This window comes from Rhodothermales bacterium (assembly GCA_034439735.1).
Taxonomy (GTDB): Bacteria; Bacteroidota; Rhodothermia; order Rhodothermales; family JAHQVL01; genus JAWKNW01.
Genome location: JAWXAX010000214.1, coordinates 1 through 13546, shown reverse-complemented (window position 1 = coordinate 13546; position 13546 = coordinate 1). Strand labels below are relative to the sequence as shown.

Annotated in this window: 5 protein-coding genes; all 5 read right to left on the bottom strand. The window is 66.1% G+C overall.

All coding sequences use genetic code 11. The features are described 5' to 3' along the window. A partial coding sequence (locus SH809_15760) for a glucoamylase family protein (GenBank protein MDZ4701166.1) occupies nt 1-7997 on the bottom strand: 7997 nt, incomplete at its 3' end. 328 nt (nt 7998-8325) lie between these two features. After that, the gene (locus SH809_15755; GenBank protein MDZ4701165.1) at nt 8326-10149 is read right to left on the bottom strand and encodes an ABC transporter ATP-binding protein; all 1824 of its coding nucleotides are present in this window, start codon (nt 10147-10149) and stop codon (nt 8326-8328) included. Between the two features lie 17 nt (nt 10150-10166). Then, nucleotides 10167-11171 (bottom strand): hypothetical protein, encoded by a 1005-nt coding sequence (locus tag SH809_15750; protein MDZ4701164.1) that lies wholly within the window; start codon nt 11169-11171, stop codon nt 10167-10169. Nucleotides 11172-11368: 197 nt separating this feature from the next. Then, entirely contained in the window at nt 11369-11512 is a 144-nt protein-coding gene (locus SH809_15745; GenBank protein MDZ4701163.1) for a lasso RiPP family leader peptide-containing protein, read from the bottom strand. Between the two features lie 72 nt (nt 11513-11584). After that, nucleotides 11585-13504 (bottom strand): lasso peptide isopeptide bond-forming cyclase, encoded by a 1920-nt coding sequence (locus SH809_15740; protein ID MDZ4701162.1) that lies wholly within the window; start codon nt 13502-13504, stop codon nt 11585-11587. Nucleotides 13505-13546 lie beyond the last annotated feature (42 nt).

The window sequence follows — 13546 nt, the reverse complement described above, 5'->3', positions numbered from 1 at the left end:
CGAAGCCGGCCGGCTTCGAGGGCATACCGTTCGGCGGTAGGGTGGTCGTCACGCGTGCGTGCGAGGGCGGCGAACTGCGTCATCACCTCGTGGAGGAAAAAGGCGAGCCAGACGCTTTCTCCCTTGCCGGCACGTCCAATCCGATCCATCCCGTCGTTCCAGTCGCCCCCCCCGATCAGGGGCAGCCCGTGTGAACCGAATCGGAGTCCGTTGTCGATGGCGCGGATGCCGTGTTCGTAGAGGGTGCCGATATCATCGGAGATCCGCGGCAGGTTGTAGTTGGCGTCTTCATCGGGTCGCAGCGGGGCGGCGCTCAGGAACGGCACGCGCTCGTCGAGCACGCCGGTGTCCCCGGTGGTGGCGACATAGCGGCACGTCGCGTACGGCAGCCACAGGAAGTCGTCCGAGAAGTGGGTGCGTACGCCGCGCCCGGCCGGCGGATGCCACCAGTGCTGCACGTCGCCCTCGCGGAACTGATGGCCGGCGGCGAGGAGGAGATGCTCGCGCAATAGTTCCGGCGCGGCATGGACGAGCGCCATGGCGTCCTGGAGTTGGTCGCGGTAGCCGAAGGCGCCGCCCGACTGGTAGAACCCGGTTCGTGCCCACATGCGGCACGCGAGTGTCTGGTACAGCAGCCATCCGTTCGCCAGGTAATTGACGGCGGGGTCCGGGGATTCGACATAGATAGCGCCGAGGGTGTGGCTCCAGTACTGCCATACGGCTTCCTGGGCGCGGTACACGCTGCCGATGCCGCGGAAGCGATGCACGAGTTGCCGGGCATGGTCCTCGGTTTCGGCGGAGCCGATCGTAAAGACGACCTCTCTGACCTGTTTATCCTCCAGGGAGAAAGGTAGCCGTAGCGCGGCGCACGGGTCGAGGCCGGCGCCGGCGTTCCCCGAGAGGCGCATCCGATGCATGGCGGCGGGGTTCCGGAGGCTCCCGTTCCGGCCGATGAACTCGGTGCGGTCTCCCGTGGCCGATCGTATCGTCTCGCTGCCGTCGAAAAACGCGATTCGTTCGGGGAAGTCGGGACTGTACGGGTTGCGCGCGAACAGGGCGCCGGACGCGGGGTCCATCGCGGTGACCACGTGCATGAGCGATTGATCGCGCCGTTCTCCCAGAACCAGTTCCCAGTAGCCCGTGGCGGAGAGTTCGCGTTTGCGCCCCGAACGGTTGGTGATTTTGAGGCGTGCGAATTTCACGGGCGCATCTACGGCGACAAAGACACTCAGTTCGGTGACGATGCCGTCCTCTGCGTACTCGAAGATGCTGTAGCCGAAGCCGTGGCGGGAGACATAGGGATTGGGGCCTGGCGCCGGCAGCGGCGTCGGGGACCAGAAGTAGCCGGTCTCTTCGTCGCGCAGGTACAGCGCCTCGCCGGAGGCGTCGGTCACCGGATCGTTGTGCCAGGGCGTGATTCGGAACTCATGGCTGTTTTCGGCCCAGGTATAGGCGCCGCCGCTCTCGGAGATGACCGTGCCGAAGTGAGGGTTGGCGATGACATTGGCCCAGGGCGCCGGCGTCGTCTGTCCGGATTCGAGCACGATGATGTATTCACGCCCGTCGCGGCTGAACCCCCCCCGGCCGTTATGAAACGCCAGGTCGTGTGTAGGTCGGCCGGCTTTCGCCAACTCGAGGCGGCGGCGGGTGGGTTTGTGAGGGCGGGAGTACCGCGCGGTTCGCCCTATGCGGTCCGTTTGTTCGCGCAGCGTGCCCGCATTATCCACCAGGACGACCCGGGCGACGGTTTGCAGCAGGGTCCGGTCTTCTTCGGACATGTGCTCGCCGCGGCGGACGAAGATGCCGCCGGGTTTATCCACGAGTGCGGCCCCGAGGCTGGCCGAAACGAGGTCCAGGATCGTCTCCTGGAGAGCCTGGCGGTAGACCGAGTTGTCCTCGTTCCAGATGACGAGGTCGACAACGATGCCCTTCATCCGCCAGAAGGCATGCGCCTGCACGGCCTGGCTCACGAGTTCGATGCGGGTGTGGTCGCGGATGCGGATGAGTACGATCGGAAGGTCTCCGGAGATGCCATATCCCCACAGGCCAGATTGTCCGCGACGATTGCCGGCGAGCACGCTGGCCGGGGCGCGGCGCAGGGCAGAGGCGTAGACGATGGAGCCTGCGAGGCGGCTATAATCGTGGGCATCGGCTTCGCTGGCATTCAGCTGCCCGAGCACGATCTGACTGTGTGTCCAGGCGAGTTCGAAAACCCGGTTCGCGAGGCGGAGGTCGGAGTATTTGTCCGTCAGCGCCATCGCGGCCTCGCGAGTCGCTGAAACCCCCGTCACGAGGTCGATCCGGACGGAGGCTCCGGGTTGGATGAGGACGACGCGGCGGATACACGCGACGGGGTCGAGGACCGAGCCGTGGGTGTTGGACAGGGGCATGCGTCCGTCCATGACCGCCGGCTTTTCCAGTGTCCGTCCTCGTCCGACGAATTGCATCCGATCGGTTTCAAACGAGATATCGCCGACCGTTTCGCCCTGGACGGTCATCAGGTGCATCATCCACGGAGGGCTTTCCTCGGCCGAACGGGGCCGGCGGGTGCACAGGATGGCGCCGCGTTCCCGCACGAGGGACGTCTGCACGAACAGGTTGCTGTAGGCGGGATGGGCCAGGTCGTTGACCTGCGGCGCTAGAATCACCTCGGCATAACTGGTCAGCTCGATGGTACGCGGCTGGCGGGACCGGTTCGAGAGGGTGATCCGGCGAAGTTCGATGTCGTCTTCGGGCGACACGCTGATGTCCGTATGCGTGTCTATCCGGTCGTCGCTGCGTCGGAACTCGGCGCGGCTGTGGGTGAAGATGGCCTGGTAGTGTTTGGTCGGCGTCTGCGTCGGTTGCCAGGCGGTGGACCAGAGTGCGCCCGAGTCCAGGTCGCGCAGGTAGCAGAAGCTGCCGTAGGGATCGCGCGTGGCATCTTCGCGCCACCGGGTGACGGCCAGCCCGTGCCACCGACTGTACCCGCCGCCCGCGTTGGTGATCATCACGTGGTAGCGGCCGTTGGACAGCAGATGGACCTCTGGCCCGGGCCCGGACGGATCGGTATAGACCCGCATTGCCCCCGCCTCGTCCTCGGTGGTGCGTCGCGTGATGCTGGCCTCCGCGACATGGGGGAAGATCGGGGCGACGGTGCGGGGAACACGCTCCTGGAGCAGGAGGTCGGCCGCGCGGAGCTCCTGGTCGGCATCGAAGCGGCGCTGCATCGGCCGGCCCAGCAACGTGTAGGCCAGGGCGAGCAGGCTCATGCCCGCGTGGTGCCCCATGAACTGGCGGACATCGACGCTGTCCGACCCGCCCGGCACGCGCGACGGGGTGAAGTCGATGGCTTCGTACAACCCGTACGCGCCTTCGTGGCCGTCGGAGGAGAGACGTTCGATGTTCTCGCAGGCGGCTTCCGGCATCACCATCAGCGCCATGACGCTGGCGTAGGGCGCGACAACCAGGTCCTCGGCCAACCCGCGTTTGAGCCCGAGGCCGGGGACGCCGAAGGCACGGTACTGGTAGTTCCTCCGGGCGTCGATCGCGTTGTAGCCGGACTCCGAGATGCCCCAGGGGATGCCGCGTTGGTTGCCGTAGTCGATCTGCCGGCCCACCGATCCTCGGTAAGTCTGGTCGAGTAGCGTGGCCTCGTAGTTGGGCATGACCAGGAGGGGCATCAGGTATTCGAACATCGAGCCGCTCCAGCTGAGCAGGGTCGTCTCGCCCCCCGTGGAGGTCAGCATGCGGCCGAGCGCGAACCAGTGTTCCTGGGGTACCTGCCCCCTGGAAATGAGGGCATAACTACCCAGGCGGGCTTCCGAGGCCAGCAGATCGTAGAATCCGGCGTCGAGGCGTTGTTCGCGAGTATTGTACCCGATCGAGAACAGGTTACGGGTAGCGTCATACAGGAAGGAGAAGTCCATGTCGGCGTATTCCAGGCACCGATCCGCGAGTGATTGGATCTTCGCGATCCGAGTGGCGGCGCGCCGGGATGAGAAGGCGATGGCAGCGCGCAGATGACCGAGCCAGTCGGCAAGAGCAGGCTCGGGATCGCTGGTTCGCCAGTCATCGATCACCGGCAGGACCGTCAGTTCCATCGCCGCGAGGTCGCTCAGGGGGGGGCCGGCGTCGAGTGTGGCCAGCAGGGTGCGGAGCCCGGGGAGGGCCTCCACGGCGCCGGCGGGTGGGGGCGCCAGCGTCACCCACGCCGCCAGGTGGAGCAGTTCGTCGCGGTGGTCGGTGCAACCGCGTTCGACAGCAGCGGCCCACCACCGGAATTCGTCGTCGGCGCCGGCGGCTTCGCCGATCCGGGTTGCCGCCTCGCCGAGTTCCTGCAGTACCGTCGCCGATGTTCGGAGCGTGTCTGGCCGCGACAGAAGCGTGGCGGAGAGGACCTGGATGTGTTGCAGCGCATCCACCCCGACCAGCGGCGCCGGATGGTCGCGTTTCATCAGGTGACGGCCCCGGGCTACGTCCATCAGGATGCCGGCCGTGTCGCCGAGTCCGTCGAACAGACGGGGCTGGAGGATGCTTGCATCGATCAGTTCGAGCAGGCCGCTACGCAGCACCAACAGGTGCCCCAGTAAGTTGCCGCTATCCACGGTCGAAACGTAGCGCGGGAGGAGGGGAAGCAGCGAGCGCGTGTCGTACCAGTTGTAGAAGTGGCCGCGGTAGCGATCCAGGCCGGCGAGGGTGGCGAACGTCTTTTCGGTACGGTCCAAGATGCGGCCGGCGCAACAATACCCGAAGTCGTACGCGGCGAGGTCTGCCAGGAGCGCCATGCCGATGTTGGTCGGGCTGGTGCGCGCGGCGATGCCTTCGTTCTCCGACTCGGCGAGGCCCGTCGGGGCGATGTGTTGTTCCTGGAAGTTGTCCGGGGGGAGCCAGTTATCTTCCGCCGAGACGAAGACCTCGAAGTACCGCCATGTCCGCCGGGAGAGCTTGCGAAGGAAGGTGATCTGGGCCGGGGTGAGCCGGACCGGCGCCGTAACGAGGGGACGGCTCAGTCGCCAGGCGACTGCCGGGGACACGAGCCACAGCACGAGAAACGGGCTGGCAAGCAGGAAATTGGCCGGCGCCGTGCGCGCCAGCAGCGTTCCCGCAACGAGGGCCACCGCCGGCGCGAAGGCCATCGTTCGAATACTCTGGGTCAGTGTGGTGCCGGTGCTCTGTTGGGCGTCGCTCGATGTCTCCCACTCCAACAGCTTCGTTTTTGTCCACATCAATCGTGTCATCGTTCGTACGATGGCATCGGCGCTGAGGTAGGCCTCGTAGGGGATGAAGACCACCGTGCTGAGCAGTTGTACCGCCTGTTTCCCGAATACTCCGGCCGTGACGCGCAGATGCGTGGGCCACGGCAAGTCGTCGGGCCGGCGTACCAAATCGCTTAGCAGCGCGAGCAGCGGGACGGCGGCGATCGACGCGAGGACGAACAGGGTGATGCAGGTGGCTGTTGCCCGCCCGGTGAGGAGCCAGGAGCCGACCAGCACGGTGACCATCGCGGGGGCCACCAGGCTCCGGCGCAGGTTATCGAAGATTTTCCATCGGGAGAGCCCACTGATGGCATTGGCAACCCACGGGTTGGTGCGTGCCGGCACCTTGCTTAACAGCCATCGGGCGATCTGCCAATCGCCGCGCATCCAGCGGTGGCGCCGGCGGGCGTCGGTGAGATACCGTGCCGGGTACGCTTCGTAGAGCGTCACGTCACTCAGGAGCGCGGATCGCACATACGCGCTCTCCAGGAGGTCGTGACTCAGGATGGCGTTCTCGGGGAAATCACCGGTGGCACGTTCGAAAGCCGCCACCTCGTAGATCCCTTTACCCACAAACGTGCCCTCGCCGAACTGGTCCTGGTACAGATCCGATACGACGCGGGTGTATGGGTCGACGCCGGCGTCGCCGGCGAACAGGCGAGCGAACCAGGACTGGCCGGCCGAGGGGAGGCTCGCGTCGACGCGGGGTTGGAGGATGCCGTAGCCGGCGATCACCCGGCTGCCCGTCGTGTCGAACACGGGACGGTTGAGGGGATGGGCCATGGCGCCGACCAGTTGGCGCGCCGTGTCGCCAGGCAATTGCGTGTCCGTGTCCAGCGTGATGACATAACGGACGGACGGCAATACCGTGAGGTCGCCAATGGCGACGGCAAATCGGGGCGCTACGGCGTCGTGGGAGGCGAGGTCGGCAGGGGCGCGCAGAAAGGCATTAAACTCGCCCAGCTTGCCGCGTTTGCGTTCATACCCCATCCAGACCTTTTCCCCTTCATTCCACCGACGGGGGCGATGGAAGCAATAAAAAATATCGGTCCGGACGTGTGCGTATTTTTCGGTGAGGCGCTCGATGCCGTCGGTCATGAGCTGTACGAGCTCGGCGTCTCCCGGTAGGACTTCCTCGGGGGCGTCCGGCAGATCGGTCAGGAGCCCGAAATGGAGGTGGTTGTCCCGGTTGGCCAGGTACCGCACTTCGAGCGCTTCGAGCAGGCCGGCCACCGATTCGGGGGTCGAAATCAGGGTGGGCACGACGACCATCGTCCGGTTTTCAGGCGGGATGCCTTTGCTGAAGTCCATCCGGGGCAACGAGCGTGGCGGTACGAGAAGGATCGTGGCCCAGTTGATCACCCCGATCCCCAGGTAGGTGGCGATCATCGCCAGCGGGACCGCCAGGAAAAACAGCAGCGCCGGCCCTACCTCCCGGCCGATGGCCTGCTCCACGAAGCTCCACACGACGAGGGCGGCGATGAGTAGGGCGCTGCCGAGATAGGTGAACAGTGGGAAGTGGCCAGGCAACCGGAAAAGCCTGGTGTGGAGCGGCCATGCTGTGCCGGCGATGCGTTCGAGGGCCGGCCGGCCCTGGTCGATGAGGAAGTACCCCACATGCGTGGTGCGTGCTTCGCCGGCGGCATCGCGCGAGGCCTGGCGGGCGAAGTGCATCGCCTGGCGGGCGACTTCTTCTTCAGTGAGCGGACTGTAGCGGGCGATCTCCTCCACGATGTGCCGGTAGCGATCGCGCGTGGTGAAGTCCATGCCGGCGTAGGTGGCATCTTCGCGCAGGACCAGCTCCACCCGGCTGTGTTGCTCCACGAAGTCGCGCCAGTCGTAGGCGCTAAGAAACCGTAGGCTCATGATGCTGTTGCCCATCGAGACCAGGTCGGAGGCCTGCTCCTGGCCGTCGGCCTGGAGCAGCTTTTCGATCGAATGGCCTTCTTCGGCCAGCCGCTGATCCAGCCAGGTGGTGGCAAAAGCAAACTTCGGGCTCAGGCCCTGGAGGTGTCGCGTCATTTCGGCGAGGAAGGCCCCCGAGAGTGCCGGGTTGGCGCGCGCCATGTCCGCCATGACCAGGATCAGGTCCGTCGGGTTTTGCTCGACGATGTGGACCATGCGCTCGGCCCAGTCGGCCGCGAGGTCGCGATCGCGGCGGGTGCTTGCCATCCGGGTGGCCACGCGCCTCAGGTTCTCGATCAGGGCGAGGCGTAGCATGATGGGTACCGCCCATAACTCGCCCAGTTTGAGAGGTGTTATGGTCTGATACGCGGCGATGTACGCGTTGAGGCTTAGCGGGTCCACCAGCCCGTCGACATGCGCGATGAGATCCAGAATGATCGCATAGACACGGGGAGTGGTCGCCTGGCCCTCCTCTTGCGCCAGCCGGGGGAGTTGCTGGTTGTAGGCCGGCGGCAGGTGCCGACGGGCCATCTGGATCTGGTCCTCGATCAGGTAGAAATTGTCCAGGAGCCACTCGGCCGCCGGCACGATACGGCGATTCCGAAGGGCGGCGGAGGACATCAATTCGTAGGCGTGCACGAGGATGCGTTCGTTCGCATCCAGCCGGGCCATGAGCGAACCGTTTCCGTGACCCTCCGCCAATTCGTGGGATGCGGCGAGCGCGCTCGCGTGTCGCTGGAGTTGTTCGACGTTGAATAGCTCGGACCGCAGGGACTGCTCCTCCGTGTCCGGTTGATCACCCGCTTCGAGGGCCTGTCGCCGGGTTGTCGATGCCCGCTCCAGGCGTTCCGCCATGGAGGTGAGCAGACGTACGAACTTTTTTTGCATCCTACCTCATGTGGACGTTGTCGGAGCCGACGGATGCGGCACTAGATGCATCCAGCTCAACGTCCCCGGAGCACCGTGTTGCGAACGGCCACGGAAAATCACTGGCGCGAGGGTCGGATGGAGCAGATGGATGCCGACGCTCCGAAATGCAACTCGAAAAGTCCCGGAACAACCGCCTCAGATCGGCTGGCGTCCAGAGTTTTTTATAATAGGGCAAAAATACGTAAGAAGCTCTGGTGGAATGAGCCCTTCCGATCTGATCGGCTTAAAGGGACCGGCTCGGGCACACTTCGTTTCAGATACGATGTGCCGGAACGTCCATCGAGATTCCCGTCTGCTCCTCCCATGAGTGTGCGTAGAGGCCGCCCTGGAGCAGCAGTTCGGCGTGGGTGCCGGACTCGACGATGCGGCCTTCCTCCATCACACAGATCCGGTCCGCCCGCATGGCGGTCGTCAGCCGATGGGTGACGATGACCGTGGTGCGGTCTTTCGCGAGGGTGAGGAACCGATCGAGCCAGCGCGCCTCGGCCCAGGGGTCGAGGTAGCTGGTGGGTTCGTCGAGCAGGAGGATGGGCGCTTCGCGGAAGAAGGCGCGGGCGAGGGCGACGCGTTGCCACTGGCCGCCGCTGAGGTCGACACCGCCGCTGAATCGTTTGTCGAGTTTCGTCTCGTAGCCGGCCGGCAGCCGGTCCAGCATATCCGTCACTCCGCTTGCCTCGCAGGCCTTTTTTACCCGCGATAGGTCGAGACCCCCCTTTATCCCCCCTGGATCCCCCATGGCAACGGTCTCGGCGAGGGTGCCGGCGTAGTTGACGAAGTACTGGAACAGCGCCGCGATCTGGCGGAGGAGCGTCGGGTGGTCCCAGTGCTGTAGATCGACTCCGTTAAACCGAATGACGCCGCTCAGGGGGCTGTGAAACCGGCACAGGAGATGGATGAGTGTGCTTTTGCCGGCGCCGTTGGGGCCGACGATGGCGACGGTCTGCCGCGCGGGGATCGATAGGCTGAACCCGCGGAGCGCCAGGTGATCGGAGCCCGGATAGGCGAAGTCGACGTCCTCGATCTCGATGGCGTAGGGCGGTTCGGGGGGCGCCGTGGCCCGGGCCGGCGGCGGCGTCGCCGGCTGGATATCCAGAAATCTGAAGAGGTGCTCGAGAAACTGGATGCTGGCGTAGATCTGCCCCAGGTTACCGAGGAGGGTACGCGCCAGCCCCTGGCCCTGCTGGAAGGCCTGGTAGAACAGCGCGAGGTCTCCCAGCGAGGCTGCGCCCTGCATGGCCCGCGACCCCATCCACACCATGACCGCCCCGGTGGCCAGGAAGGCGAAGAAGCCGGCGCCGGCCTGGGACAGGCTCTGGCCCCGGAGCAGATCGAGCTGTCCGGCGCGTAACACCTGGCGCAAGGCGGCATACTGCCCGCGAAAATGCTGGCTGAGCCCGAACAGGCGCACTTCCGGGGCGTGGTAGCGGCTCGTGAGGATCCAGTCGTAATACTGCGTTCGACGTCGGCTCTCCGTCGAGTCGCTCCACCAGCGGTGGTGCTGGCGGCTATGGCGCACGACGGCCCAGAGTGCCGGCAAGGTGCTCCCGATGAGCAGCAACGGCAGCCACCAGCCGTAGGGTATGATGAGCGCCGCGATGGCGACGATCGTGACGCCGTGCTGGACAAGGCTGCCGAGGTTTTCGAGGAGGGTGAGCGAGTGTTTGTCGGCCTGGCTGTTGGCCCGCTCCATCTCGTCGTAATACGCCGGCGACTCATAAAACGCCATGTCCACCCGCGCCGCCTGCTCGTGGACCAGGGCCTTGACGTGGTCCTGCAGGTATTCCGACTGCGCCGTGCGGACCCACCGGGTGATGCCCTGGAGCACCTGGGTCAGGACGAGTACCGCGCCGAGCCCGGCCGCCGGCCCGGCCAACGGCCAGAGGCCGCCGCCATGGCCTGCCAGCTCGGCGAGGCGGTCCACCAGGATTTTGGTGAGGTAGACGCCGGCGGCCGGCAGAAGCCCCTGGGCGGCGAGGAGCCCGATCCAGATCACGGTCCAGCGCCCCGTCGCCTGACCGATGAGGCCGATGGCGCGAGCTAGCAGGCGGAGGCGTTGGGAAATCGTTGAGATGTGCATAGAGCAAGAGGAGCAAGTCATCCCCGCGAAGGCGGGGACCCAGAAAAATGCCAACCTGATGGCTGGGTCCCCGCCTGCGCGGGGATGACTTCTTGTTCTGGGGTGCTGGAATATTCAGCAGACGCTGAACGTTGGGCTATATCATCCTCGATTGTTTCGGCCACATGCTCGAGTGACGCGAGATTTCGGGGCCGCGTGAGCCGGGCGACCAGGCCCTGGCTCGCCAGACGCTGGGCGTGCTGGAGGTGCGAGCGGTCCGCGCCGCGGTTGCCGATGAAGCGCAAGGCGTAGGACTGGCTGACGAGCTCGATGAGCGCTTCGCGGGGGGAGAGCGGCTCGATGCGGGGGGCGTCGCCGCCGAAGGCGAGGACGTAGATGCGGCGGAGCGGTTGAGGGGCCGTCGCGAACCGGTCCGACACCTCACGGATGCGTTTTTCCGTCGTTTCGAAGAGGGCCGGCAGGGCGCCGGCGTCCTCCCCGAGCGCGGCCTGTACGGAGGCCGGCCAGAGTTTCATGCTGGGGATGCCGGGCATCACCCGGGGCGGGGACTGGGCCGTGTCGATCGCCATGACATCGTCCGCTACCAGGGTGTGGCCACGGGCGTAGAGCGCCGACGCGGCGGTGGATTTGCCGGCGCCTTTCCACCCCACAAACCCGACGGCGCCGGCCGGCAGGGCGATGGCGCTGCCATGGAGGGTGAACACCCCGCGCTGGTGCAGCGCCACGCCGAGGGCGATGTTCTGGACAATCTGCCGGTAGAACCCGTCGTCGACGCCCGGGGCGCGATCGACTACGATCTCCGCGCCGCCGGCGATGCGGACGGCGCCGAAGCCGTCCCAGAATATGGTCACGGCGTTCACATCCACCGCCACGCGCCGCTGATCCCCGTGTGCGACGGTGTCGGCCCGGGGCGGGATGGCCCCGAAGCGAACCGTCGTGTCCGGCGCCGCGACGCCGGCGGGCAGGTCCGCCAGTTCAAGCTCCGAATCGATGGCGAGGCCGAAGGCGGAATAGGTTGGCAAAGGGGTTAGCAGGTTGCAGGTTAGCAGGTTGCAGGTTGGCAGGTTGCAGGTTGGCAGGTTGCAGGACGTAGGGCCACGATGTATCGTGGCCGTGTATCGGTTTTGCACCAACATCACACGACCGTCGGGCGGGCGGGCGCTCGGGCTGGAGCGCACGCCACGCCCTCCGAATCGCTAAAATCGGGGGGCAGCCGGAATCAGCTCACGGGCGGATAGGCCGTGTTCGGCGTGCCTTCGGGCACATCGGCGTTCTGGGCGCCGGCCTGGGCGGTCAGCTCGGCCACGGTACCGTAGTCGACGACCACGGGCATTTTGTACGTTCTCTTCTGAGAGGCTTTCATGGTTGTACTGGTTTATGGTTGGTGTGTTGAAGTATTGCCGTCGCCCTTCCGGAGCGCTGGCAATGTCGGGGGCTACAGGCCTGTTTGCTGTAGCCAGATGGCGAGCGAGAGGGCTCGCCAGGGAAATTGGGTCGGGTGCGTGGCGCGTCCGTTTTCATACCGAGGCCGGTTGGCGCGCAGGGCATCGAGGTCGACGAACCGGCTGATGCCACCGAGGTCGTGGGCGTAGAGATCGTCCAGTCGATCGCCGGCGTGGACCAGCAACCCGCGGTCGAAGCTCGGCCCGAGATCGCTCTTGGAATCCCGCCACTGGATGGCGGCGGGGAGGATGCCTTCCATGGCGCGCCGCATGCCGATGCGCGTCCAGCCGTCCTGGCGTTTCTGGGTGGGCGGCATGGCGAGGCAGAACTCGAGGAGCCGGCGGTCGCAAAAGGGCAGACGCAGCTCCATGCCGGCGGCGGCCGTCGAGGCTTCGAGGAGTTCAACGACGCGGTGCATCATCGGCCGCGTCATGAGGCGGTGATGGTCTTCGCGTTCGCTGCGGGGCGCCGGCGCCCTGGGCGCCAGATGGTCCTCGATCCGAGACGCAAACGATGGTTGCATCGCTGATCGCCACGAGAGGGGTTCATGGACCGGCCCGAGGGTCGGCTGCCGGCGGATCGGCAGCCGGTTCCTGACCGTTCGCACGAAGCGGATGCCGGCGGAAGTTTGCAGGCCGGGCTCGATCTTATACCGTTTCACCCAGCGCCACATGACGTCCGTCCAGGGCTGGCCGGACCGGCCGGTCTGGGCCTTGATCTCCCTGTACAGGGTGTACCAGTTGTCGTTGAGGGCGAGTTCGTGCAGGTAGCCCACGCCATGGGAGAGGGTCGTGTCGCCGTCGAATCCTTCCAGCATCACCCGTACGCCGCGGGCCTTCGCCTGATGATGGAGGATCCAGTTGATGTAGAAATTGCCGGCCTCGACGGGGCTATCCTGGTGCCGCAGCACCCGGAAATAGTCGTGCAGCGGACTCTGTGCGTCCGCCGTCAGGTAATGGGGTTGGATCGCCCGCGGGTGCCGGCGGAGCACGGCCTGGATGTAGGCCCGCTCGTCGCTCTCCTTCACGGTGTCGAAAACGGCCGAGTACGTCTGCAACGGTGTTCCGCTGGCGGCGACGATCGGCGCGGCCACACACGCGATAGACGACGAGTCGATGCCGCCGCTGAGCATGGCGCCGACGGGATGTGCGCTACGCGTCCGGCAGCGCACGGCCTCGGTGAACCGTTCGCGCAGGGCTTCGGCATATTCGGCATCGGAGCCGAGGCGGATTTCCCGGGAAGGATCGAGCGACCAGTATCGTTCCTGGCGCAGGCGGCCCTCTTCCTCCGTGATATACGTGCCCGGGATAAGCCGGCGTATGGCGCGATAAAACGTCCCCGAGGCGTCGGCGTCGACCGGTGCGTTGAGGTGCGCGGCGACGGCGACCTCATCCAGCTCGCACGGTACCTCATGCAGCGCGAGGAGCGCTTTGGCTTCGGAGCCGAAGGCGAAGAGCCGGCCGGGGATGAAGCTGTAGAACAGCGGCTTGAGTCCGTAGTGATCGCGGGCGGCGTAAAGCCTGCGCCGGCGGGAATCCCAGATGACGAAGGCGTAGGCGCCGATGAGGCGCTCGGGGCAGCGGTCGCCCCAGCGTTCATAGGCGGCGAGGACGATGGCCGCGTCGGTGACGGGCCGGCCGGTCAGCTCCAGCTGCGCAATCATCTCGGCGCGGTTATCGATCCGGGCATCCGCCACGAGGTGCAGCACCCCGGCGGCGTTTTGCAGGGGGTAGGTTTCGTGGACCGCTTCCGGGGTAGTGTGCAGGGCAAGATGCCCCAGGCCGGCGACGTCGTGATGCCATACGCTGCGCCCGTCCGGGCCGCGATGGGCCAGGGGCGTGAGCATGGCGTCCAACTCGTCGCGATGGACGGGCCGGCCGTCGAGGCGGTGGAGTCCGATGATGCCGCTCATGAGGCGTGGTGCGTCTTGAGACGCTTGAATTCAAGGGGAGAT